General features: G+C 70.0%; 22 protein-coding genes. 9 read left to right on the plus strand and 13 right to left on the minus strand.

What is annotated here, in order from left to right:
• The first annotated feature begins 315 nt into the window (after window positions 1-315).
• From E4V01_RS01005 to thrS, 4 genes are all read left to right on the plus strand, one after another.
• Window positions 316-1,713 (plus strand): dicarboxylate/amino acid:cation symporter, encoded by a 1,398-nt coding sequence (locus tag E4V01_RS01005; protein ID WP_135297093.1) that lies wholly within the window; start codon window positions 316-318, stop codon window positions 1,711-1,713.
• Window positions 1,673-2,638, plus strand: a complete 966-nt coding sequence (locus tag E4V01_RS01010; protein WP_193763121.1) for an ROK family protein — start codon at window positions 1,673-1,675, stop codon at window positions 2,636-2,638. The genes E4V01_RS01005 and E4V01_RS01010 overlap by 41 nt, the downstream gene beginning before the upstream one ends.
• Entirely contained in the window at window positions 2,635-3,396 is a 762-nt protein-coding gene (locus E4V01_RS01015; RefSeq protein ID WP_135297095.1) for a hypothetical protein, read from the plus strand. The genes E4V01_RS01010 and E4V01_RS01015 overlap by 4 nt, the downstream gene beginning before the upstream one ends.
• Before the next feature lie 314 nt (window positions 3,397-3,710).
• A complete protein-coding gene (thrS, locus tag E4V01_RS01020) occupies window positions 3,711-5,738 on the plus strand; it encodes a threonine--tRNA ligase (protein WP_135297096.1) in 2,028 nt (675 codons plus the stop codon).
• A 3-nt stretch (window positions 5,739-5,741) separates the two neighbouring features.
• Here the strand turns inward: thrS and E4V01_RS01025 are convergent, their stop codons facing one another.
• The gene (locus tag E4V01_RS01025) at window positions 5,742-8,042 is read right to left on the minus strand and encodes a hypothetical protein (protein ID WP_135297097.1); all 2,301 of its coding nucleotides are present in this window, start codon (window positions 8,040-8,042) and stop codon (window positions 5,742-5,744) included.
• 75 nt (window positions 8,043-8,117) lie between these two features.
• On the minus strand, window positions 8,118-9,512 hold the full coding sequence (locus E4V01_RS01030; protein ID WP_135297098.1) for a PLP-dependent aminotransferase family protein: 1,395 nt from the start codon (window positions 9,510-9,512) through the stop codon (window positions 8,118-8,120).
• 127 nt (window positions 9,513-9,639) lie between these two features.
• On the opposite strand from E4V01_RS01030, the gene E4V01_RS26480 reads away from it, so the two are divergent.
• Window positions 9,640-9,771, plus strand: a complete 132-nt coding sequence (locus tag E4V01_RS26480) for a hypothetical protein (RefSeq protein ID WP_256371234.1) — start codon at window positions 9,640-9,642, stop codon at window positions 9,769-9,771.
• 107 nt (window positions 9,772-9,878) lie between these two features.
• On the opposite strand, the gene E4V01_RS01035 is transcribed toward E4V01_RS26480, so the two are convergent.
• Together E4V01_RS01035 and E4V01_RS01040 are read right to left on the minus strand one after the other, a co-directional pair.
• Window positions 9,879-10,271: a hypothetical protein gene (locus tag E4V01_RS01035; protein WP_135297099.1), complete on the minus strand. Its 393-nt coding sequence runs from the start codon at window positions 10,269-10,271 to the stop codon at window positions 9,879-9,881.
• Between the two features lie 5 nt (window positions 10,272-10,276).
• Window positions 10,277-11,209, minus strand: a complete 933-nt coding sequence (locus tag E4V01_RS01040) for a hypothetical protein (RefSeq protein ID WP_060769825.1) — start codon at window positions 11,207-11,209, stop codon at window positions 10,277-10,279.
• A 145-nt stretch (window positions 11,210-11,354) separates the two neighbouring features.
• Here E4V01_RS01040 and E4V01_RS01045 point away from each other — a divergent pair, with 145 nt between their 5' ends.
• Both E4V01_RS01045 and E4V01_RS01050 read left to right on the plus strand, forming a co-directional pair.
• On the plus strand, window positions 11,355-11,942 hold the full coding sequence (locus E4V01_RS01045) for a nitroreductase (protein WP_135297100.1): 588 nt from the start codon (window positions 11,355-11,357) through the stop codon (window positions 11,940-11,942).
• Between the two features lie 10 nt (window positions 11,943-11,952).
• A complete protein-coding gene (locus tag E4V01_RS01050) occupies window positions 11,953-12,558 on the plus strand; it encodes a flavin reductase family protein (RefSeq protein WP_060769823.1) in 606 nt (201 codons plus the stop codon).
• Window positions 12,559-12,989: 431 nt separating this feature from the next.
• On the opposite strand, the gene E4V01_RS01060 is transcribed toward E4V01_RS01050, so the two are convergent.
• From E4V01_RS01060 to E4V01_RS01070, 3 genes are all read right to left on the minus strand, one after another.
• A complete protein-coding gene (locus E4V01_RS01060) occupies window positions 12,990-13,982 on the minus strand; it encodes a catalase family peroxidase (RefSeq protein WP_135297102.1) in 993 nt (330 codons plus the stop codon).
• 92 nt (window positions 13,983-14,074) lie between these two features.
• Complete coding sequence (locus E4V01_RS01065; protein ID WP_135297103.1) at window positions 14,075-14,677, minus strand: glutathione S-transferase family protein; 603 nt, start codon at window positions 14,675-14,677, stop codon at window positions 14,075-14,077.
• Between the two features lie 38 nt (window positions 14,678-14,715).
• The gene (locus E4V01_RS01070; protein ID WP_135297104.1) at window positions 14,716-15,378 is read right to left on the minus strand and encodes an aldolase/citrate lyase family protein; all 663 of its coding nucleotides are present in this window, start codon (window positions 15,376-15,378) and stop codon (window positions 14,716-14,718) included.
• A 179-nt stretch (window positions 15,379-15,557) separates the two neighbouring features.
• Here E4V01_RS01070 and E4V01_RS01075 point away from each other — a divergent pair, with 179 nt between their 5' ends.
• Window positions 15,558-16,661, plus strand: coding sequence for a transglycosylase SLT domain-containing protein (locus E4V01_RS01075; RefSeq protein WP_135297105.1), 1,104 nt, complete (start codon window positions 15,558-15,560; stop codon window positions 16,659-16,661).
• A complete protein-coding gene (locus E4V01_RS01080) occupies window positions 16,658-18,295 on the plus strand; it encodes a DUF2336 domain-containing protein (RefSeq protein WP_135297106.1) in 1,638 nt (545 codons plus the stop codon). The genes E4V01_RS01075 and E4V01_RS01080 overlap by 4 nt, the downstream gene beginning before the upstream one ends.
• Window positions 18,296-18,338: 43 nt before the next feature.
• Here the strand turns inward: E4V01_RS01080 and E4V01_RS01085 are convergent, their stop codons facing one another.
• The 6 genes from E4V01_RS01085 to E4V01_RS01110 all read right to left on the minus strand — a co-directional run bounded on the left by E4V01_RS01085 (window position 18,339) and on the right by E4V01_RS01110 (window position 24,349).
• Complete coding sequence (locus tag E4V01_RS01085; RefSeq protein ID WP_060769818.1) at window positions 18,339-18,923, minus strand: hypothetical protein; 585 nt, start codon at window positions 18,921-18,923, stop codon at window positions 18,339-18,341.
• Between the two features lie 36 nt (window positions 18,924-18,959).
• Window positions 18,960-20,132, minus strand: a complete 1,173-nt coding sequence (locus tag E4V01_RS01090; protein ID WP_135297107.1) for a zinc-dependent alcohol dehydrogenase — start codon at window positions 20,130-20,132, stop codon at window positions 18,960-18,962.
• Window positions 20,133-20,401: 269 nt separating this feature from the next.
• Entirely contained in the window at window positions 20,402-21,856 is a 1,455-nt protein-coding gene (locus E4V01_RS01095) for a UdgX family uracil-DNA binding protein (protein ID WP_135297108.1), read from the minus strand.
• Window positions 21,856-23,067, minus strand: a complete 1,212-nt coding sequence (locus E4V01_RS01100; RefSeq protein WP_060769815.1) for a putative DNA modification/repair radical SAM protein — start codon at window positions 23,065-23,067, stop codon at window positions 21,856-21,858. Before E4V01_RS01100 ends, E4V01_RS01095 begins: the two co-directional genes overlap by 1 nt.
• Window positions 23,068-23,184: 117 nt before the next feature.
• Complete coding sequence (locus E4V01_RS01105) at window positions 23,185-23,616, minus strand: OsmC family protein (protein WP_012253743.1); 432 nt, start codon at window positions 23,614-23,616, stop codon at window positions 23,185-23,187.
• An 85-nt stretch (window positions 23,617-23,701) separates the two neighbouring features.
• Window positions 23,702-24,349, minus strand: a complete 648-nt coding sequence (locus E4V01_RS01110) for a RecX family transcriptional regulator (RefSeq protein ID WP_245517377.1) — start codon at window positions 24,347-24,349, stop codon at window positions 23,702-23,704.
• Window positions 24,350-24,405 lie beyond the last annotated feature (56 nt).

Consider the following 24,405-nt stretch of genomic DNA (forward strand, 5'->3'; position numbering starts at 1 on the left):
CGTCGCGGGGACGGAGGACAAAGCGGAGGGACGGTCCGGGCGCCGCGGGTCGGCAGCGGACGGAAGACGGCTTGCACCGGCCTCGCCGCCTTGGCATCAGCCCGGCCCGAACGTCGCCACGGCGGCCGTGACGCGAGACTTCGCCGCGCTATGCGGACAGATGGCTCGCCACGATACCCGGCCAAGTCGAAAGACCCATCGGTTACAAACGCCGCGCCGACTACCGAGGTGCGATTGAGCACCAGGATCAAACGGAATAGCGTCCGCCCAAAGCCGCCCGGGCGAGGCCGCGCAACACGGTATCGGTGAGGAAACATGGCCCATTCAGCAACCCATGATGTGGGCGCCCCCGGCACGTCCGGCGCGCACACCCCCTGGTACCGGGTGCTCTACATCCAGGTGCTGATCGCCATCGTGCTCGGCGTGCTGCTCGGCTGGCTCTCTCCGGAATGGGGCAAGTCGCTCAAATGGCTCGGCGACGGCTTCATCGCGCTGATCAAGATGCTGATCGCGCCGATCATCTTCTGCACCATCGTCCACGGCATCGCCTCGATCGGCGACCTGAAGAAGGTCGGCCGCGTCGGCCTCAAAGCCCTGATCTACTTCGAGGTCGTCTCCTCCCTCGCGCTCCTCATCGGCATCGTCGTCGGCGAGGTGGTCCAGCCGGGCGCCGGCTTCGGCGCCGACGTGTCGAAGCTCGATGCCAAGGCGGTCGAGGGCTACGCCAGCAAGGCGGCGGCGGATTCGACCGTCGCCCACCTCCTCGGCATCATTCCCAAGAGCTTCTTCGACGCCTTCGCCACGGGCGACCTGCTGCAGGTGCTGCTGATCTCGGTGCTGACCGGCGTCGTGCTCACCGGCATGGGCAAGAAGGGCGAGAGCATCACCCACGGCATCGACGCGGCGGGTCAGGTCTTCTTCCGCATCATCGGCCTCATCGTGAAACTCGCGCCCCTCGGCGCCTTCGGCGCCATGGCCTTCACGGTGGGCCAGTACGGCATCGGCAAGGTCATCGACCTCGCTTGGCTGGTGGGCACGTTCTACACCACCTCGCTGCTGTTCATCTTCGTCGTGCTCGGCGGCATCGCGGCCTTTGCCGGCTTCTCGATCATCAAGTTCCTCGCCTACATCAAGGACGAGCTGCTGATCGTGCTCGGCACCTCCTCCTCGGAGACCGTGCTGCCGCACATGATGACCAAGATGAAGCGCCTGGGCGCCTCGGACTCGGTCGTCGGCCTCGTGATCCCGACGGGCTACTCGTTCAACCTCGACGGCACCAACATCTACATGACGCTCACCACGCTGTTCCTGGCGCAGGCAGTGGGCGCCGATCTCACGGTCGGGCAGTACGCGACGATCTTCCTCGTCGCGATGCTGACCTCGAAGGGTGCCTCGGGCGTCACCGGCGCGGGCTTCATAACCCTCGCCGCGACGCTGGCCGCCATCCCCGGCGCGCCGGTGCCGGTGGCGGCGATGACCCTGGTGCTCGGCGTCGACAAGTTCATGTCCGAGTGCCGCGCGCTGACCAACCTCATCGGCAACGGTGTGGCCACGATCGTCGTCTCCCGCTGGGAGGGCGAGCTCGACAGGAAGAAGCTCGCCGAAGTGATGGCGCATCCGGTCTCGATCGGTACCGAGATCTCCGACGAGGCGCCGGAAGGCCCCGGCGAGGATGAGCCGACCCCCGCTCCGAAGGTCGTGGCGGCGCAGTAAGCCCGCTTTGGCCTCCGACCGGTTGCGGATCGGGATCGATCTCGGCGGCACCAAGATCGCCGGGATCGCGCTCGACGCCGCCGGGGCGACGCGGGCGGAGACCCGCGTGCCGACCCCGCGGGGCGATTATGCCGGAACCCTCGACGCCATCGCCGGTGTCGTCGCCGCTTTGGAGCAACAGGCCGGCGCGACGGAGGCGAGCGTCGGGGTCGGCATGCCCGGCGCGGTCTCCCGCGCCACCGGCCTGATCAAGAACGCCAACTCGGTCTGGCTGAACGGCCGCCCGTTCGCGGCGGATCTTACCGCCCGGCTTGGCCGCCCGGTGCGGGTCGAGAACGACGCCAACTGCCTCGCCGTCTCGGAGGCGGTGGACGGAGCCGGCGCGGGCGAGACCCTCGTCTGGGCGATCATCCTCGGCACCGGCGTCGGTTCAGGCATCGCGGTCCGAGGACAGGCGCTGACGGGCCGCAACGCCATCGCCGGGGAATGGGGCCACAACCCGCTTCCCCAGCCCCGCGACGACGAACGCCCCGGCCCCGCCTGCTATTGCGGCCGCAACAGTTGCATCGAGACCTGGCTCTCCGGCCCCGGCCTCACCGCGGACTTTTCCCGGTGTACGGGTCAGACGCTGACCGGCGAGGCAATCGTCGCCCGGGCGCAGGCCGGGGATGCGGAGGCCGCCGCGGCGATGGCGCGCTACCGCGACCGGCTCGGCCGCGCCATCGCCCAGGTGGTCAACATCCTCGACCCCGACGTGATCGTGCTCGGCGGCGGCCTCTCGCGGGTCGAGGGCCTCGTCGCCGCCTTGCCGGAGACAATCGCACCGCACGTCTTCTCCGACCGCTTCGACACGCCGCTGCGGGCGAGCCGGCACGGCGACGCTTCGGGCGTGCGCGGCGCGGCGTGGCTGTGGGAGACGACATGATCGGCTGGCTCCGCCGCCTGCTCGGCCAGGACCGCCCACCCCCGCACCCCGTGCCGGCCTGGAAACCGGGACCGCCCCCGCCGCCCGTGCCGGCCTGGGAGCCGAAACCGCAGCCGCCGCAACGCCGCAGCGAGGCGGAGATCGACGCCGTCGCGGCGGCCCTGAACGGCTTGATCGCGGCGGGCCTCCGGCTCGGGCCCCATTACGAAGGGATGGACCGGCGCGCGGTCGCGCGAGCGATGGCGGAGCATCCCGAATTCGCGGTCGGCGACGACAACGCGACCCGGCCGCTGACCGAGCACAGCCCGGAGGCGCTGTCGATCGACATCCTGTGGAGTTACCGCGCCCTCGCCGACGCGATCGAGGACGAATTCACCAACGCGGCAATCTTCGAAGATCACGGCTATGACGGGGCCGACGAAGAGACCTATCGTGCGCTGTTCGCCCGGCTGATCGATCTCGCCGGGGTCTGGACCGGCCGCGGCGTCACCGTCTCCCGCGTGCCGGGACTCGGGCCCTACGGGCACGGCTTCCGCGTCGCGTTCGAGACGCAGCCGCCGATCCCGCCCCTCACCTTCCCGGCCGACAAGAACTTCGACTGGAGCCTGCTCGAACGGCTCGACGCGAGCCGTCCGGCGGGCGAGACGCGGCGCTTCCGGGTCGCCGCCGATGGCGGGGCGGGGCTCGTTCTGTTCCTCGATGACGCCGAAGCCAGCGCGATCGCTGCGCGCCTCGGCTGGGGTCCGGACGATCTGTGAGAGCGCCCGTCTGATCGGATGTCTGGCAAACGCCCCGCTCCTCATGCTGAGGCGCCGAGCGAAAGCTCGGCCTCGAAGCAACCCGGAACGGTCGATCCTAAGGGACACGTCTGCGGGATCAGCGTAGCGGCGTGCTTCGCGCCGCTGCGCGGCGCCTGAGCAGCGGCGGGATGCCAAACGCGCGCCGTCAAACGGGCTCTGTCGGCTGCTGTTGTCTCTTGGTGTGGTGAGTCAGCATTGACTTCACCCGCCCGCCTTCCGAAAACCCGCCGTCCCCTCCGCGGGGCGTCATTGACGAAAAACACGGTCCCATCATGCCCATCCTGACCTTCCCCGACGGCAACACCCGCGCGTACGACGCCGCGGTGACCGGTCGGACCGTGGTGGAGGGCATCGCCAAGTCGCTCGCCAAGCGCACGGTCGCCATGGCGCTCGACGGCACGGTCTGCGACCTCGACGACATGATCGCGCGCGACGCCGCGATCGAGTTCATCTCGCGCGATGATGCCCGCGCGCTCGAACTGATCCGCCACGACTGCGCGCACGTGCTGGCGGAAGCCGTGCAGGCGCTCTGGCCCGGCACGCAGGTGACGATCGGCCCCGTCATCGAGAACGGCTTCTACTACGACTTCGCCAAGGACGAGCCGTTCACGCCGGAGGACTTCCCGAAGATCGAGGCGAAGATGCGCGAGATCATTTCGCGCGATGCTCCGTTCACGAAGGAAGTCTGGAAGCGCGACGACGTGAAGGCGCTCTTCGCCGAGAAGGGCGAGAGCTACAAGGTCGAGCTGGTCGATGCGATTCCGCCGGGCGAGGATCTGAAGATCTACCGCCAGGGCGAGTGGTTCGACCTCTGCCGCGGCCCGCACATGACCTCGACGGGCAAGGTGGGCTCCGCCTTCAAACTGATGAAGGTCGCGGGCGCCTACTGGCGGGGCGATTCCAACAACCCGATGCTGACGCGCATCTACGGGACCGCCTGGGCGACGAAGGAGGATCTCGACGCCTACCTGCACCGGCTGGAGGAGGCGGAGCGCCGCGACCACCGGCGGCTCGGCAAGGAGATGGACCTCTTCCACTTCCAGGAGGAGGGGCCCGGCGTCGTGTTCTGGCACGCCAAGGGCTGGACGATCTTCCAGGAGCTGATCGCCTATATGCGCCGCCGCCTGAAGGGCGACTACGCCGAGGTGAACGCCCCGCAGATCCTCGACAAGTCGCTGTGGGAGACCTCCGGCCACTGGGGCTGGTACCGCGAGAACATGTTCGCGGCCCAATCCGCCGGCGAAGAGGCCGAGGATAAGCGCTGGTTCGCCTTGAAGCCGATGAACTGCCCCGGCCACGTGCAGATCTTCAAGCACGGGCTGAAATCCTACCGCGACCTGCCCCTGCGCATGGCCGAGTTCGGCGTCGTCCACCGCTACGAGCCGTCCGGCGCGATGCACGGCCTGATGCGGGTGCGCGGCTTCACCCAGGATGACGCGCATATCTTCTGCACCGAGGACCAGCTCGCCGCCGAGTGCCTGAAGATCAACGACCTGATCCTCTCGACCTACGCCGATTTCGGCTTCGACCAGATCCTGGTGAAGCTCTCGACGCGGCCCGAGAAGCGCGTCGGCTCCGACGCCCTGTGGGACCACGCCGAAGCGGTGATGACGCAGGTGCTGGCGCAGATCGAGGAGCAGTCGGGCGGCCGGATCAAGACCGCGGTCAATCCCGGCGAGGGCGCGTTCTACGGGCCGAAATTCGAGTATGTGCTGCGCGATGCCATCGGCCGCGACTGGCAGTGCGGCACCACGCAGGTGGACTTCAACCTGCCGGAGCGGTTCGACGCGAGCTACATCGACGCCGACAGCCAGAAGAAGCCGCCGGTGATGATCCACCGCGCCATCTGCGGCTCGATGGAGCGCTTCACCGGCATCCTGATCGAGCACTTTGCGGGGCATTTCCCGCTCTGGCTCGCGCCGGTGCAGATCGTGGTGGCGACGATCACCAGCGATGCCGACCCCTACGCCCGCGAGGTGGTCCGCGTCCTGGAGCGCGCTGGGCTCCGGGTCGAGGCCGACCTGCGCAACGAAAAGATCAACTACAAGGTCCGCGAGCACTCGCTGGCCAAGGTGCCGGTGCTGCTGGCGCTCGGCCGCCGCGAGGCGGAGGAGCGCACGGTCTCGGTGCGCCGCATGGGAAGCCAGAAGACCACCACGATGGCGCTCGATGCCGCGCTCGCCGCCTTCATCGAGGAGGCGACCTCCCCGGATCGACGCCGGGCGGACACCGCCGCGGAGAGCCATCCGAGCACCGATGCGGTGCTCGACGGCCAGCACGTCGAGCTTCCGGCGCCCTGATCGTCAACGTGCCGACGTAAGCAGTTCGCGCCAGCGGTCGCGCATCGCCTCCAGGGCGTTGGCGTAGTCGTCGCTCCAGGGCCGGCGGGAAAGGTCGGGCGTCACCGCCCGCCAGCCCATCGCCTTCGCCTCGCGGACGACCGCCGGATCGCGACTCATCAGGACGACCTCGGAGGGCGAGTGCGCGAATCCGACGGATGGCTGCCGCGGCGGATCGAGGCGCTGCAACAGCGTCAGGTCCCGCTCGGCGGCCAACCGCGCCAGCACGTGGCTCAGGCTGAAATCCCGGTTGCTGATGTGGAAGGCGAGCAGGCCCTGCGCATCGAGATGGGCAAAGTCGATGGCGAGCGCCTCGCGGGTCAGCAAGTGGATCGGGATCGCATCCGACGAGAAGGCATCGACGACGAGCACCCGCGCCTGTTCGGTTCGGCCCGACAGCGTCAGACGTGCATCGCCCTGGACGACGCGGGCATCCGGTGCGCATTCCGAGAGGAAGTGGAAGGTGTTCGCGTCCTGTGCGAGGCGAATCACCACGGGATCGATCTCGTAGAAGGTCCAGGCCTCCCCCACTCGCGCATGGCAAGCGAGGCTGCCGGCGCCGAGCCCGACCACGGATACCGCCGGAATCGCCCCGTTCACCCGACGGCTGATCTCGAACACGTCCGAGAGCGGACCGCCCGGTGCGAAATAGGTCGCGGGGACGGGACGCCCGGTGCTTGCCCGACCCTCGTCGTCGCGCAGGCGCATGGCCCCGTGGATCGTGGTGCCGTGCACCAGCAGGCGAAACTGACCGTCCGGGCTGGTGTACACGCGGTGGACGCCGAAGAAGCTCCGGTGGTTGCCGCCCTCCGCCATCACCGCGGCCTGCAGCGCGAGGCAAGCGACACCGATCGCGATCCCCACCAGCGACGCCCGTGCCGGCGAGCGCCAGTCGGCCGCCAGCGTGAGCACGAGACAGACCATCAGGACCTCGATCCCCAATTGCGGTCCCCTCGCCACGAGGGCGAGCAGCGCCGCGAGGAACGCACCGATCAGAGGGACCGCCGAGCGACGCGCCTCTCGCAGGACGGCCGGCAGACCGCCGGCGGTGACACCGGGCCGGCACAGGAGGGCGGCGGCGAGGAGCAGCGGATACTCGTAGACGCCGGAGAAGAGGTGCGGCGCCACGAGGGCGGCGAAGATCCCGCCACACATGCCGCCGAACGAGGTGCAGAGATAGAATTCCGTGAGCCGCGCCGCGGGGGGCCGGAGGGCGTAGACGGCGCGGTGCGCCATCAGGGCGTTCACGAAAAGCAGGCCAAGCGTGAGCCCGAGATCGAGCAGGAACGGCGTCTGCTTGAACACCACCACGGCGAAGGCGCAGCCGGTCCCGGCGATCTGGAGGCCGGAGAGCAGGCGACCCGTTCGATCCGGACCCGGTTGTGCGGGGCGAAAGGCCAGGATGAAGCTCACGAGATAGAGCGCGAGCGGCACGACCCAGATCAGCGGAATCGCCGCGACATCGGTCGAGATGTGTGCGGTCGCCGCGACGAGCAGCGCGGAGGGCACCGCGGACAGGCCGATCCAGGCGAGACGACGGCGGGGGCTGGCTTCGACCGTCAGCTCGGCCTCGACCGGCGCGGCCACCGGTGCGGCGTTGCGCAGGCGCAGCCCGCACGCCACCACGGCGCAGGTCATCGCAGCGTAACCCAGCGACCAGAGGCGCGCCTGTGCGTCGAGGCCGAGCAGCGGCTCGATCAGAAGCGGGTAGGCGAGAAGCGCCGCGAAGGAGCCGATATTTGAGGCGCGGTAGAGGAAGTACGGATCGGCGCTGCGCGCGTCCCCCGAGCGGGCGAACCATGCCTGGAGAAGGGGCGCGCTCGCGGAGAGGGCGAAGAACGGCAGGCCGATCGAGGCGAGGAACAGACCGATCAACCAGAGGGCTTCGCCTTCCGCCGGGGGCGCGCCGAACCCTTTGGCCATCCCCACGGGCAGGAAAACGACCCCGGCGAGCAGCACGAGGACGTGCGTGGCGAGCGCCGCCCGAGGCTGCAGCCAGCGCGTCAGGGCGTGGGCGTAGGCATACCCGGCGAGCAGGAGCGCCTGAAACACCACCATCGCCACGGACCAAACCGCGGGCGTTCCGCCGAGGATCGGCAGCACGCGCTTGGTGAACATCGGCTGGAGGCTGAACAGCAGCAGGGCCGCAAGAAGAAGCGTTCCGGAGAAGAGGCCGACGAGCCCGATGCGGAAGCCGAGCCGCGCCGCCAGTGCGGAGGCCGATCTGCCCTGCGCCGCTCCCCGCGATGCGCCGATGAACGCCATCCTATGCCCCCGAACTCAACCCCTCCGATCAGAGTGCACGCCAAAGTTTTAAAGTTGGATTGCAGAGCGTGAGGCTCAGCCCTCCATCGCCCGCGCCAGTTCGGAAAAAACCCGCGGGTCGGCGCATTGCGCCACGTTGAAACGCATGGAGCCGGCGGCGCCCTGGCTCAGCGAGAACACGTTGCCCGGCGCCAGCACCACGCCGCGGGCCAGCGCCCGGCGGGAAATCTCGGCCGCGTCGAGGCCGTCCGGCAGGCGCGCCCAGAGGAACATGCCCCCCTTCGGCACGAAGGGCACGGTGACGCCGACCTCCGCGAGCCGCCGCACGACCGTGCCGCGTGCCTCCGCCAGCCGGGTGCGCATGGCATCGACATGGTGGCGGTAGCTGCCCTCGGCGAGGAAGCGGTGGACGGTGGCCGCGGTGAGGTGGTTGTCGCTCAAGGAGACCGCGAGCTTGAGATCGACGAGGCGCTCGACCCAGTCGTCGCGGATCGCGATCGCGCCGACGCGGGCCCCGGTCGAGATCGTCTTCGAGAAGCCGCCGACATGGATCACCCGGTCGAGCCCATCGAAGCCGGCGAGCCGCGGTCCCGGCTCCGCCTCGAAATCGGCATAGGCGTCGTCCTCGACGATGAGCGTGCCGTGCATCTCGGCGAGCCGCAGGATGCGGTGGACGGCGACCGGGCTCAACGTGGCGCCCGTCGGGTTCTGAAGGGCGGAATTGGTGATGTAGAAGCGGGGGCGATGCTCGATCAGCGCCCCCTCGAACGCAGCGAGATCCGGCCCGTCCGGCCCGAACGGCACGCCGACCATGTTGAGGCGATGGGCGCGGGCGAGCGCCTGGAACGAGAAGTAACAGGGATCGTCGAGCAGCACCGTATCGCCGGGCTCGGCGAGGAAGCGGATGATCAGGTCGAGCGCGTGGGTGACCGAATCGGTCAGCACGAGCTGATCGGGATGGGCGCGGATGCCGCGCTCGGTCAGCCGCAGCGCGAGGTGCTGTCGCAAGGGCGCATGACCCTGCGGCGTGTCGTAGAACATCACCGCGTCGCTCTGGCGGGCGACCTGGCGCAGGGCCCGGCGCAGCTCCGCCTCCGGCAACCAATCCGGCGGAAGCCAGCCACAGCCGGGCCTCAGGGAATCCGGCCGCGCCTCGAGCGACTGGCGGGTGATCCAGATCGGATCGACCGCCCGGTCGAGCCGCGGCCCGATCGCGGTGAGGCAGAGCGGCTCCGGGCGGGCGGAGACGAAGAAGCCGGAGCCCGGCCGCGAGACGATGGCGCCGCGGGCGGCCAGCCGGTCATAGGCCTCGACCACGGTCGATTTCGAGACCTGCATGCTGTCGGCGAGGCCCCGCACCGAGGGCAAGCGGGCACCGGGGCCGAGCGCCCGGCCCTCTATGCGCGCCTCGATGGCGCGCATCACCGTCTCGACCCGCGAGAGGACCGGTTCCGCGACCGTCACCGTCATGGCTGTCCCTTCGAACTGTACCGGCGCTCGTCCCGGACAGTTCTTCGAAATCGTACCGCAACCGTCCCTGTCGGGAAAGCGGCGGCGCCGTCATATCGGTGCCATCGAACCCGATAGGAGACAGACCATGACGTTTTTTGAAGACACCCACGCACAGCATCCCGACGCCCGCGCCTGGATCGGCCGGCGCCTGCGCGATGCCATCGTCCTGGCCGCCGGCGGCTTGCTCGCCCTGCCGCTGATCGTGCCGTTCGCCTAGGGCATCGCCCCGAAAGGCGGTCGCCGGCTTTCGGAAAGCGACGATGCGAAAGCAAGGAGCTTGAGACGCCGGGCTGACGCGATCGGGCCGGATTCGGCTCTGCGCGATCAGCCGGCGGTGCAGTTCGCCTCGAACAGCGCTTTGGCCCGCTCCATGGCCCGGAACGCCGCCATGGAACCTGGGCTGCGCAGTTCCGGCCCCTCGGGCAGACGCCCGAGGAAGGGTTCGGACAGGTCGGCTACGAACGGCCGGGGGCCCGTGTAGGCGCCCATGCGGTTGCGCAGATCGACCGTGCCGCATAAAGCCCCCGCCCGGCCGATCCGCAGACCGGCCACCTTCGCCTCGGGGTCGCGCATCTGCCGCTCGATCAGGCTCAGCGCGGTCCGCGCCGCCTCCGCCCCGACGCCGGCCTCCGAGCCGTCCACGACGGTCTGAGCCCCCGCCGCACCCGCGCCGGACAGAATCAGGAGGGCCGCGAGGGCGGTCTTGCGCAGGCGCATCGGACTCAGCTTCCTTTCGCCACCACTTCGATGTCGCGGTCCATGCCGCTCTCCACCTTGAACTCGCGGGTGAAGACCTGCCCGTCATGGCGGGCGATGAGCACGTAGTCGCCTTCCGCCAGGGTGACGGACGGGAAGGCGCCGATCGCCTCGCGGATCGTGTCGCCGCCCGGCGTCAGTACGCTGAAGGCGGTGCCGGCGAAGGCCTCGGAGCCGGGGGCGGCCACGAGCTTCAGGGTCACGGTCGCGGCGCGGTGGTTCATGGTCGCGTCGGTGACCTTGCCGTTCTCGACCCGGAGGTCGGCGCGCTGGATCGCGTTCGAATCGCCGTAGCTCGACACGACGTGGTAGGTGCCCTCGGGCAGCCGCACGATCTCGCCGGCCTTGATGCCGCTGCGCACGAGGCGCCCTTCCGAATTCGTCCCGATCGGCACGTAGACCGAGAAGCCGAGCTGGTTGCCCGGAATCTTCTGGTCGCCGACCGCCCCCGACAGCTTGAGGGCGCCCGCGGCCACGCGGAGCTGATCCGTGCTGGCGGTGCCCGCCATGGTGATCCGCTTCGAGGCGCTGGCATAGCCGTAGGTGACGGTGGCGACGTAGGCGCCGGCCGCGAGCTTGAAGGTCGGGGCGGGATCGTTCGAGCGGGCGACGATGGCCGGGCGGGCGCCGTCCCCGTTCTCGCCATAGACGCGCCAGGTCAGGCCGGAGCGGATCGGCCCGTTCGCGCCGACGAAAACCGCCGAGAGGGTGAGATCCGCCTCGCCCTCCGCCGCGGGCGGCGGCAGCACCGGCCCGGTGACGCCCGGCGAGGGCAGGCCCGGCCCGAACGGCGCCGGCGCTTGCGCGGCGGCGGGCGGAATCGTGAGGAGAGCGGCCAAGGCACCGACCAAGACGACGACCGAGGCGACGATTCTGCAGCCTGCGGACCCGCGTCCCATCGTCCCTCGATCCTTCTGCCTGCGCCGTCCGGGGCCATCTTGGCCCTCGATGCACCCGCGCGCTCTTGAAACCCGACCGTGGCGGCGGCATGGCGGTCGGGAACCGAGTCTCACCCATCCTTCAGCCACCGCACGCGGATTGTCCATGACCGAGATTCGAGACGCCGCGCAGGCCGGCACCCTCGACCTGCTGCGCACCCGCCGCTCGGTGCCGCCGATGCTGCTCGACGGGCCTGGCCCCACGGCGGAGGAGCTCGACGCCTGGCTCGCGATCGCGGCGCGGGTGCCCGACCACGGCAAGCTGAGCCCCTGGCGCTTCCTCGTGATCGAGGGCGAGGCGCGCGAGCGCGTCGGCGCGATCATCGAGCGGACCTTCCTCGCCGACTATCCGCAAGCCGACGAGAAGCGGCGTGCGCAGGAGCGGCAGCGCCTCACCCACGCGCCGACGGTGGTGGGTGTCGTCTCCCGCGCCGGGCCGCACGTCAAAATCCCCGAATGGGAGCAGGTGCTCTCGGCCGGCGCCGTCTGCATGAACCTCGTGGTCGCTGCCAACGCCGCGGGCTTCGCGACCTCGTGGCTCACCGAGTGGTTCGCCTATGACCGCCGGGTGCTCGATGCCCTCGGCCTCGACCCAGCCGAACGGATCGCCGGCTTCATCCATATCGGCCGCGCCCGCGAGGTGCCGTCGGACCGGCCGCGGCCGGACCTCGCCCAGATCGTCACCAAGCTCTGAGGGACGCCCCATGCATTACGAGGCAGAGGCTCCCAGCCTGCCGCACAACCCGCTGAAGGCCATCGTCGCCCCGCGCCCGATCGGCTGGATCAGCGCCATGGACCGGGCGGGGCGGGTGAACCTTGCGCCGTACTCGTTCTTCAACGCGGTCGGCGGCGAGCCCGACATGGTGATGTTCTCCTCGTCGGGCCGCAAGGACGCGATGACCTTCGCGGAAGAGGGCGGCGAGTTCGTGTGCAGCCTCGCCACCTTCGACCTGCGCGAGGCGGTCAACGCCACCTCGGCGCCGCTGGCACGGGGCGAGAGCGAGTTCGGCTTTGCCGGTTTGACCCCCGCACCTTCGCGCCGCGTGCGCCCGCCCCGCGTCGCGGAATCGCCCGCGGCAATCGAGTGCAAGTGGCTCCAGACCGTGCCGCTGGTGCCGCTCGGCGGCGGCGAGCCGGCGAATTTCATGGTGATCGGGCAGGTGGTCTCGATCTACGTGGACGACCGCTTCGTGAAGGACGGCCGGGTCGATACCGGCGCCATGCGCCCGATCCTGCGCGGCGGCTATTTCGACTACTTCACCACCGAGTCCGAGAACCGGTTCGAGCTGCGGCGGCCGAAGGGTGCTTGAGCGCGGGAAGTGAAATCCCGATCCGCGTGATCACTGTTCGGTCTGCGGAACTCCGTCACGGCGCCCCGGAACACGGCCGAGGGCCTGCGGTTGGTCACGCAGGACGGCAGCATGACCTGCCGCACTCGGGAGCGAACGCATGATGGGACTGTCTGGACGCGGTATTCTCCTCGGTGTCGCGCTATTCACCGGTCTCGCCGGGAGCGCCGCGGCGGCTGAGGACAAACGGGCTGCCTCCCCCTCCCCGGCGAAAGACCGGAACGAGGCCGCCCCCTCCACGGGCAGCGTGGGCGCGGGTGGACTGACCGGCTCGGGCGCCACGAAGGACGGGGCGCGCACCGGCGCTTCGGACACGCCCCGCCCCGCCGGATCCGCGGCTCCGGCCGCCGGGACCGCCCGTTAGACGGAGCGATCCCGGCCACGACGACCCTCTACTGCGCGCGCCGGCCGAACGACACCGCGTAGGCCTGAACGCGCGCATCGATGAGCGGATCGTCCGATACCTCGATGCCGTCGGTGAGCGCGTTCGGCATGAACAGCAGCGCCTTCTCGGCCTCGGCGCTGTCCGGCACGACCTTGGTGACCGTCAGCGTGCCGAGGTCGAGGGTCTTCCGGCTCTCCGGCCACGGCTTCGTGGCGTCGTTGGTGGGATCGCCTGCCTCGGCGAGTTGCGCCAGCACCCGGAACTTCGCCGGCTCCTTGGCGATGCGTGGGCCGATCTCGTCCATGAGGTAGTTCGGCTCCCGCTTGGCCGCCTCCTCGGGAGACAGAATCTCCTCGCCCTGGACCGGGACGAACCGGAAGCGGAACGGCTGCCGCTTGCCGTCCTTGTCGACGAACACGAAGGCGTTGACGCCGTTATAGGTCTGCCGGGCGAGGCTCGACGGGGTCTTGGCCGTGGCGCCGGCGGTGGCCGCAGCGGGGTGCGTGGCGACGAAGCGTTCCAGTGCGGTCGGCTTCTTCGCGTCCGGCCCACTCTCGGACACCGCCTTCAGCAGGTCGCGGAATTCCTCGCCGGTGGCGACAGGGAAATAGGCGAGCGCGTTCAGGACGACGTCCATATCCGAGCCGTCGCCGAGCTTGAACTTGAGCGACATGCCGTGGGGATTGGCGTTGGCGGCGCCGTCCGCGATCGTCGGAACACCGGTCGCATCCGAGAAGCGGATCGTCACCGGCACGGCCGGCCCCGCGAACAGGGACGCTTTGCTGATCTTCGCCGCGTCGTCGGAGGGGGTGAAGCTGCCCTCGGCGACCACGCCCTTGGCGTGGTTGGCGCGCTTTCCGGGATGCTTGCCGAACAGGGTGTTCATGACATCGATGGTCTGCTCGGCCGTCGAGCTGTCTTGCGCTCGGGCCGGAAGGCCGCCGAGGAGAGCCAGCGCGACACCCGCAGCCAGCGCACGTCCGTATCGTGAAACCACCATTCATTCCTCTCGGCGCATGTCGCGACATGGGAGATGGGGCGGCCCACGCGAAATGGAACGGTTTCAATCCGAAGCAAGCGCCGGTCACGACCTCATGCCGACAGGCCCGCCGCGTCGATCCCGAGCCCGGTCTCAACACGTTCGATCCAGGACCGCAGAGCCGGATAGGGCGTGAGATCGAAGCCGCCCTCGTGGGCAAGACGGGTGTAGGCCACGAGGGCCACGTCGGCGAGGCTCAGGCCAGAGCCGACGAGGAAGGGCCGCTCCGCCAGCGCGCCCTCCATCAGCGCGAGCGCGGCGTGGCCCCGCTCGAACAGCTTCGGTTCCAGCTCGGCCTCCGACCGGCCGAGATAGAGGAGCTGGAAGCGGCGCACGGCGATGTACGGCTCGTGGCTGTACTGCTCCCAGAACAGCCATTGCCGCATCTTCGCCTGCGCGAAGGCGTCCGCCGGGATCAGCGCGGAATCGCGGGCGAGATAGCCGATGATCGCGTTCGATTCGGCAAGGCTGCGCCCGTCCTCCAGCACCAGGGTCGGCACGCGCCCGTCCGGGTTGAGGGCGAGGAACTCGGGGGTGCGCGTCTCACCCTTCAGGATGTCGAGCTCGCGCCAGTCGAGGTCGGTCCCGAGATGCGCCGCGACCCAGGCCACCTTCAGACAATTGCCCGACTTGCGGTCGCCGTAGACGGTGAACATGACGACCTCTTCTGTTTCGCTTGCGGCCGAGGGCGGCCTCATCCGGCGCCGTCGCGCGGCCGGGCCGCAACGCGCGCCGGGGCCCGCACCACGACACACTCGAAGCCGTCCTGCCGCGCCGCCGCAAGCCGTTCGGGTGAGCAATCCTCGCCCTCTGTCACCATGTCGAAGGCGGCCACCCCGGCCGCCGCCGCGGCGAGGCGGACGAGGCTGCGGGCCTGGGCGAGCGCGCCCGCCTCTCCCAGGACGGCCGCAAGCGCCGTCGCGTCGAGGCCGAGGCCGGTCAGCCGCGGGCTCGCTCCGGCAAAGCTGTGGGCGTCGAGCACGCCGAGGGGATGGCCGATCACGGCGAGGATCACGGTCGCGCCGTCGGGCAGGCCGGCCTGCGCCTCGCAGACGGCGAGCCGGCCCCCGAGGGCGGCCACGTCCCGGCCGGAGCGCGCATCGCGCAGCAGCACGCCGTCCGGCCCTTGCGCCATGAGTGCATCGAGGCCGGAATCGTCGGGACCGTCGAGCGCGGCGTAGAGCGTCAGCTCCGGCCGGCGCGCCCGCAGATCCGCCACGAGCTCCGGAGGCAGCGCCGCTTCGAACACCAGCGCATCGGCTCCCGCCGCCAGAGCCGCAGCGGCCGATGCCGCATCCACGATGGCGACGGCGCGGCGCAGCGCGTCAGGCTCGGAAGGGGGCGAGGCGGGGCGCATGCGTCCTTCGATGGATCGGAGCGGATTCAGAACGGCGCCTCCTCCGTCCAAGCGGGCGGAAAACCTACGCTTTCTTATGACGCGACAGGTCGGAAGCGGCCTCATTCAAGCTTCCTTTACCATATGTGCAGGAAAGTCGGGTCTCGCGGGGCCGAGTGACGGTCCCGGCGGGACACGTCATGTTCCTGTTCACCAATTCTCCCGTCGCCACCCGCGAGACCGCCGCCCCGGCGCGTGCCGCCGCGGCGAGTGGTGAGGTCGTCGATGCGATCCGCGAAGGGGCGCAGACGAGCGGCGTCGGCTTCGATTACCTGCTCGCCACGGCCCAGCGGGAATCGAGCCTCAACCCCTCGGCCAAGGCGAGCACCTCCACGGCGACCGGCCTGTTCCAGTTCATCGAGCAGACCTGGCTCGGCGTCATGAAGAATGCCGGGCCCAAGCTCGGCCTCTCCACCTACGCCGACGCGATCTCCTCAGGTGCGGATGGCCGCTACACCGTGGCGGATCCGGCGGCGCGGCAGGCGATCCTCGATCTGCGCCGCGATCCCAAGGTCTCGGCGGCGATGGCGGGCGCGCTGACGCAACGCAACGGCGAGGCGTTGAGCGCGGCGCTCGGGCGTGAGCCGAATGCGGGCGACCTCTACGCGGCTCACGTCCTCGGGGCGAAGGGTGCGAGCGCCTTGATCGCGTCGGCGCAGGCGAACCCGTCCCGTCCCGCCGCCCTCGACATGCCGGAAGCGGCCGCCGCCAACCGCAGCCTGTTCTACGACCGCGCCGGGCGCCCGCGCAGCGCCTCCGAACTCTACGGATTGTTGAGCCAGACCACCTCCGGCGTGGCGACCCCGGTCGCGACCGCCGCGGCCGACGCGAACCCTCCGACGTCCTACGCCTCGCTGGAGGGCGGCCTGCGCTCGCTGTTCCAGACCGACCGGCGCCAGGGCGCGGTCTCGGAAGGGGTGGCCAAGCTCTGGCAGAACCGCGCCGCCGCGAGCAATGCGGAGCGCACCGGCCCGACCTACTTCCCGCGCTCCGACGCCTGGAACGAGGCCGAGAGCACGGCGGCGGTTTCCGCCGCGAGCGTGGGCACGGCCGTGGCGGAAACCGCCGCCGCCTCGGAGGCCATCGTCGTGCCGCTGCCGCCGCGCCGGCCCGCCGGACTGACGGCGATAGCTGCGACGACCACCACCTTCATGGCTGGCCCGACGACGGACCGGCCGGCCGCCACACCTGCGAAAAACTCGCTGTTCGATCCCTCCGCCTTCCGGCTCAGGAGCGGCTCATGATCCTCCGCCAGTTCCTCACCCTCACCCAGAACGCATCCCCCGAGCGGCGCGCCGAGGCCGCGGGCGCGCTGACGCGCAGCTACCTCCAGGGCACGCTGGGCCCGGAGGCGGCTTGGGAAGCCAAGACGGCCCTGCTCGCCCTGCTCGACGACCCCGCCGCGGCGGTGCGCCGGGCCCTGGCGCAGGCCTGCGCCGACTCGGATCAGGCACCGCGCCCGCTGATCGTGGCGCTCGCCTCCGACCAGCCGGACATCGCCTGCCTCGTCCTGGCGCGCTCACCCGTGCTGATGGATGCCGACCTCGTCGATTGCGTCGCGATGGGCTGCGAGGAAACCCGCACCGCGGTGGCCGGGCGGCTCGACCTGTCGAAACCGGTCGCCGCCGCCCTGGCGGAGGTGGGCGGCGCCCCCTCGCTCATCGCCCTGGCACAGAATCCCTTCGCCGCGATCGGCACCCCCGCGCTGCTGCGGATGGTCGAGCGGCACGGCGACGACGCGACCCTGCGCCAAGCCCTGCTCGCGCGCACCGATCTCGCCATCGAGGTCCGCCATGCCATCGTCACCCTGATCGCCGAGCAGCTCTCGCGCTTCGGCCAGGATGCCGGCTGGATCAGCTCCGAGCGCGGCGCCCGCACCGCCCGCGAGGCCCGCGACGCCGCGGCGCTGGCGCTCAGCGACGAGGCCGGGGAAGCCGGGCTCGCCCGGCTCGTCGCGCATCTGCGGGTGCAGGAACAGCTCACCGCCGGGCTGATGCTGCGGGCGGTTCTCTCCCTGCGCCTGCCCTTCGCGGAGATGGCGCTGGCCGAGTTGAGCGGACTGAGCCGCGCCCGCGTCGCCGGGCTGATGCGCGAGCCGCACGGAGCGGGCTTTTCCGCCCTGCATCGCCGCGCCGGACTGCCCGAGCTGCTGCTGCCGGCGGTGCGCGCCGCGCTGACCGTGTGGCGCGATTCCAACGACGGCCGCAACGGCATCGACGGGCCGCGTCTCGCCCGCTCGATGATCGAGGCGGCGCTGACCGCCTGCGAGACCCTGCCCTTCGCCGAGGCGCGCGGCCTGATGGCGCTGCTCGCCCGCTTCGAGGCCGAGGCGGCCCGGGACGAGGCCCGCATCCTGGCGCACGAACAGGCCGAGGCGCAGGCGCGGGAAACGGTCGAGGCCGCCATCCTGCTCACCGCACCGGCGCCGGTGGAGGTCGTCGCCGCAACCGCGCCCTCCGAGATCCTCGTCCTGTCCCCGGCCTCCGCCACGTTGGAGCCGAACATGCCCGACGCCTCGACCGCGTGGCCGCTGGCGCCGCGGCCGGAAGACCGGATCGGTGCGACCGTGGTCTCGGCCGGGCCGGACGCGGCGATCGTGCCGGATTCGGCCGAGATCGTGCTCGCCGGCCTCGCCGACGCAATCATCGCGCAGTTCATGGCCGACCGTGCCGCGGCCTCGGCGCCGATCCCGGCCCTGATCGCCGCGCCCTCGCCGGAGCCGCTGACGGCGATCGTTCCGGAACCGTTGCCCGAGATCTTGGTCGCGCCCAAGCGCATCGCACGCCCGCGCGCGATCGCCGTGGCGGTGGCCGCCGGCATGATCCCGGAGCACCTGATCCTCAGCTACCGCGCGGACCGGGAGCGCCTCGCCGCCTGAGCCGGCCTTAACGCGGAGACGGCTTGTACGCCGCCTCGGCGCCCTACACCTCGGCCGACGTCCAAGGCCGCATCGCCTGCGGCCCGACGATGTCGAGCGGCGGCTCGAAATCGCTGGCCCGGCCGCGCATCGCCTCGGGCGATTCCGGGAAGCCGCTGCGGCGCCCATAATCGCTGCGAACCCGGCGTGAGGGACGGAGCGGCGCCTCCGACAGGTTGTGGGCGCAGACCACATCGAGGGCGGTGACGCCGGCCAGGGCCATGAGCGCGATCATCGCGTTGCCCCGTTTCGGGTTGGTCTCCTCCAGGGCCGGCAGCACCGTGGCGATATCGACGGCATCACCCCCGACCCGCCCCCAGATCCAGGGCGTGGGATCCTGCGTGCCGAGGATGCCGACGCCGGTGACGATCTCGCGCACGCCGTAGGCGTGGATGACGGGAGTCAGCTCGGGCTTGCCGAGCCAGCGGGCGATCGCCGCGCCGCCGACGATCTCGGCCGCGCCGAGACCGAGAGAGAACCAGCCGAGTCCCTGGGCCAGCCCTTCCGTCGCCGGATCGGGCCGTCGTCGGGAATCGGGCGCGATCCGAGCGAGCGCGCCGCCGTTCGATCTGTCGTTGTCGCGGGCCATGACACCTCCGCTTTCGAGATTGAATCGGTTTGCCCGTCAGGGCCGCAGCACGACCTTGATGCAGTTGTCCTTCTTGTCCCGGAACGTCCGGTACAGCTCAGGGCCCTGTTCCAGCCCGGCCCGGTGGGTGACGACGAAGGAGGGATCGATCTGGCCCTCCTCGATCCGCCGCACGAGGTCGTCGGTCCAGCGGTTCACGTGGGTCTGTCCGGCGCGGATCGTCAGGCCCTTGTTCATCAACGCGCCCATCGGCATCTTGTCGACGAGGCCGCCATAGACGCCGGGAATCGAGAGGATGCCGGCGGGGCGGCAGACATAGATCATCTCCCGCAGCACCGAGGCGCGATCGCTCTCCAGCATCATCGCCTGCTTCACCCGGTCATAGACCTGCTCGACGGCGCGGGGCGAATGCGCCTCCATGCCGACCGCGTCGATGCACTTCTCCGGGCCCTTGCCGTGGGTCAGCTCGTTCAAGCGCTCGACCACGCTCTCGCGGCTGTTGTCGATGACGATCGCACCACCCGCCCGCGCCATGTCGAGGCGCTCCGGCACGCTGTCGATGCACACCACCTGCTTGGCGCCGAGCAGGATCGCCGAGCGGATCGCCATCTGCCCGACCGGGCCCGCGCCCCAGATCGCCACGGTGTCGTGCGGCTGAATGTCGGCCTGCACCGCCGCCTGCCAGCCGGTGGGGAAGATGTCGCCGAGGAACAGCACCTGCTCGTCGGTGAGCGAATCCGGCACCTTGATATGCGTCTTGTCGGCGAACGGCACCCGCACATATTCCGCCTGCCCGCCGGGATAGCCGCCGGTGAGGTGCGAGTAGCCGAACAGGCCCGCCGTGGTGTGGCCGAACACCTTGGCAGCGAGATCCCGGTTGCGGTTCGAGCGCTCGCAGACCGAGAAGAAGCCGCGCTTGCACTGGTCGCACTCGCCGCAGATGATCGTGAACGGGATGACGACCCGGTCACCCTTCTTCAGCGCGCCGTTCAGGCCGCGGCCGGTCTCGACCACCTCGCCCATGAACTCGTGGCCGAGGATATCGCCCTTCTTCATCGCCGGGATGAAGTGGTTGTAGAGATGGAGGTCCGAGCCGCAGATGGCGCAGGCGGTGACCTTGATGATCGCGTCGCGATCGTCTTCGATTTCGGGATCGGGAACCGTATCGCAGCGGATGTCCTGGGTGCCGTGCCAGACGAGGGCTCTCATCGGATCTCTCCCAAGGATTATTTTCGGACACGCGCGAATGCTTGCGCACGCTGCCTGTATATCCACGGGATAGCGGGTTTTGTTTCGATCTTGATCGATGATGTTTGGAGCTGCTTACAATTGATCGTTTTTCAGCTTCCCGGCGCCTCTTAGAAACGTATCTGGCCTGATGGCCTCAGGCCGGCGTCGCTTGGTCTTTGTATCAACGGGCTTTCTCGCGCCGGACCGGTGCCACTTCGTCGAAAAGCGCTCTGGGACACGCGCTCGCTTCAGGCCGCGAGGGCATTGGCCCGCCGCAGGTCATCGACGAAGGCCTGATAGGCCGCCGCCTTCGCTGCCTCGTCGGGCAGGCGCAGCAGGTAGGACGGGTGGACCGTGATGAAGCCCGCGAACGGCCGCCCGAACGCGGCGGGGCCGCGGGCGCGGGTGATCGGGATCGGCTTGCCCGTCAGCGACAGCACCGCGGTGGCCCCCAGCGCCACGACGAGTTTGGGGGCAACGAAGTCCAACTCCTTCTCGAGCCACCAGCGGTAATGGCTCACCTCGCCCGCCGTCGGCTTCTCGTGGATGCGGCGCTTGCCGCGCAGCGTGAACTTGAAGTGCTTGACCGCGTTCGTGAGGTAGGCCTCCCCCCGGTCGATCCCCGCCTCTTCCAGCGCGCGGGAGAGAAGCTGCCCCGCCGGTCCGACGAAGGGCCGGCCCTGGCGGTCCTCCTGATCGCCCGGTTGCTCGCCGACGAAGGCGATCCGCGCTCCAACCGGCCCTTGGCCGAGCACGGCCTGGGTGGCGCCGGGCACCAGCGGTTCGGAGCGGGCGATGATCGCGTTGAGGGCTTCCAGCGAGTCCGGCTCGTCCCGGGCCATCTTCGCCACGGCGCGGACGGGGTCACGCTTGACCGGCATCGTCGGCTCCTTCTCGATCATCGCCTGCGCGCGTGCGCTCGCGGCCCGGACGAGAGCGGGAATCGCCGCCGTCTCCGGCATGTTTCGCCAGTATTTGCGGGGCATCTCGGCGCGCATGGCATCGAGGTTGAGCCGGGCCGGATTGAAGGTGTTTTCGTAGTAGTCGCGCCAGCCCGCCTCGAAGCCGTCGCCGTCGGGCACGTCCTCGCGGCGGCCGGGCGGGCCGAAGCGGAGCGTGCCGTCCCAATGCGCCGACCCTTCCGGCGTCAGGATCGACCATGTCAGTGCGCGGAAGCGATCGACGAAGAAGGGCGCGGCGGCCCCCAGGATGTGGTGGTCGGGCTCGAACCACGCCACGAAGCGCTCAGGCCCCTCCCCCGACACACGGCGGAAGCGCAGGAAGGCGTGCATCTTGTGCAGGTCGCGGCCGATCGCCTTGCGCATCCGGTGGAGGCGGTGGACGAGCGGGTCGCTCAGGACATCCATCAACGCCCGCTCACCGTGCAGGACGCGCCAGAGCAGGGCGTAGAGGAGGCCGTAGCGCTCGGGATCGCGGTGGGGCACCACCATCGGGATCAGTTCGGTCACCGCGCGGGGAAGCTGCAACGGCGGGCCGTCCGCGGAGCCGGACTCGGTGCCGAACAGGCTCGGCGCCTCGGTCTGCCAGACGATGTTTTTCGGCGGGATCCCGGCCGCGATCAGGCGGCGCGCCGCGGTGCGAAACCCTGACAGATCCGCACCGGGGGCGAGGCTGACGACGTGGATGCCGCCGAAATCCCCTGCCCGCTCCGTGGGGGGAAGGTCACGCGACGGCTCGCCCATCAGAACAGACTCAACTGCTCGGCCGGCTCCGCGAGCTTCGCCCGCAGATCGAGCCGGTCGGTCAGCGTCGTCGGGCGAAAATCCTCGGCGATGAGGAAGGGCCGCGCCCGCTTCAGCCCCGAACTCAGCCGGGCGACGTCGTCGAGGCGCAGGCGGCCGTGGCGGCGCGCCTTGATGATGGCATCGACCGCCCGCGCCCCGAGCCCCGGCACCCGCAGCAGCATCTCGCGGTCGGCGCGGTTCACATCGACGGGAAAGCGGTGCCGGTTCTTCAAAGCCCAGGCGAGCTTGGGGTCGATGTCGAGGGCGAGCATACCGTCCTCGGACGCCCCGGCCACGTCGTCGGGGGAGAACTCGTAATAACGGATCAGCCAATCGGCCTGATACAGCCGGTGCTCGCGCCGCAGCGGCGGCGCCTGCAGCGGCAGGGCCGCGGAGGCATCGGGGATCGGGCTGAAGGCGGAGTAGTAGACGCGCTTGAGGCCGTAGGTGCCGTAGAGCAGCGCGGATTTGCGGATCATCGCCTCGTCGGTGGTGGCATCGGCCCCGACGATCACCTGCGTCGATTGCCCGGCCGGCGAGAAGCGGCGGCGCTCCTCCTTGGCCTGGACGATGCGCTCGCCGATCTGGCCCATCGCGCTCTCGATCGCCGCGCCGTCCTTCTCCGGCGCGAGGCGGTTGAGGCTCGCTTCCGTCGGCAGTTCGAGATTGATCGAGAGCCGGTCGGCGTAGAGCCCCGCCTCCTCGATCAGCCAGGGGCTCGCCTCGGGGATCGACTTCAGGTGGATGTAGCCGCGAAAGCCGTGCTCGCGCCGAAGCTTCTTGGCGACGCGGGTCAGCATCTCCATCGTGTAGTCGGGCGAGCGGATGATGCCCGACGAGAGAAACAGACCCTCGATGTAGTTGCGCTTGTAAAACTCGATCGTCAGCGTCACCACCTCCTCGACCGAGAAGCGGGCACGGGCGACATTCGAGGAGCGCCGGTTCACGCAATAGGCGCAGTCGAACAGGCAGTAATTCGTCAGCAGGATCTTCAGCAGCGAGACGCAACGCCCGTCCGGGGTGTAGGCGTGGCAGATCCCCGCCCCGGTGGTCGAGCCGAGTTCCCCCGCGCCGGCCCTGCGCTTCGGCGCCCCCGACGAGGAGCAGGAGGCATCGTATTTGGCGGCATCCGCGAGGATGCGCAGCTTGCGCGCGAGCTTCTCGTCCATCGAACGGAAGATGAACGCGTACGCGCCCGGATCAATGCGGCGCGTTGGCCCGCGCACCGGAAAAACGCCCTCCCGCCGCGCAGCGCGACGGGAGGGCCGGCAACACTCAGCTCAGGCTCAGCTCGGGCTCAGCGTTTTGTCGAGGGTGATCTCGGCGTTGAGCAGCTTCGAGATCGGGCAGCCCTTCTCGGCATTGCCGGCGAGTTCGTCGAACTTCGCCCCATCGATCCCGGGGATCACCGCCTTGAGGGTGAGGGCCGACTTCGTGACCTTGAACCCGTCGCCGTCCTGCACGAGCGTGACGACCGCCTTGGTATCGAGGGAGGTTGCCTTGAGGCCGGCCGATTGGAGCTGGAAGGCGAGCGCCATGGTGAAGCAGCTCGCATGCGCCGCAGCGATCAACTCTTCCGGGTTGGTGCCGGGCTCGTTCTCGAAGCGTGTGTTGAAACCGTAGGGATTGTCCGAGAGCACGCCGGATTGCGTCGTGATCTTGCCCTTGCCGGTCTTGCCGTCGCCTTCCCAGTGGGCGCTCGCGTGGCGGTCGGTCATGCTGTCGTCCTCGTCGTCTTCAAGCGGAAGCGATCCGCGTCGCCTTCGACGTGGAGCGGTGGGCGGGCATGTCGAGGGGCAGCCCTTACTCTTGGTCGACGGATGTCTCGTCCGCGTTCTCGTGCTCCTGCGCTTCGCCGGCGAGCACGGCCTTGGCGAGCGCGTAGGAGAAACCGGCCCGCGCCATGGCGGCGAGATCGCGCTCGCGGTTGGCCTCGCGGGTTTCCGGCCGGCGATAGGGGCCGAGGCGGCGGCGGCGGGCATAGGCGAGGGCCGCCCGCTCCTCGGTGTCGGCCTCGCCCTCTTGCGTCCCGGCCGCCTCGTCCTCCTCGGCGAGGGTCGCCGCGATCGTCTCCCGGTCGATCCCCTTGGCGGCGAGCCGCGCCTGCGCCTGCCGGGTCGAAGTGCCGCGCCGCCTCAAGCCCCGCAGGCGGGCGGCGGCAAAGCGCGCATCGTCCACGAGCCCGGCCTTCTGCGCGCGGGCGACCGTCTCCTCGATCAGCCCGGCATGCGCGCTCGCATCCTCGTCTCGGGAGCGGCAGCGGCGCTCGATGCGCCGGGCGAGCACCCGGCGCAGCATCTCGGACGAGGCGCCGTAGCGGTCGAGATAATGCGTCGTCACCCGTTCCAGCCACGCAGGCGTGACCGGCGGCTCGGCCCTTGCTTCGGGTCGCCCATCATGTCGCCCATCTGTTGAGCCATCACGTCGGTTTGAAACGGTTCGCGCAATCATTCGTTCTTCACGATCCGGACAGGTTTTCGATTCATGAATCTCGGATGGATCGCACG

It is taken from the genome of Methylorubrum sp. Q1 (assembly GCF_004683995.1).
Lineage (GTDB): Bacteria > Pseudomonadota > Alphaproteobacteria > Rhizobiales > Beijerinckiaceae > Methylobacterium.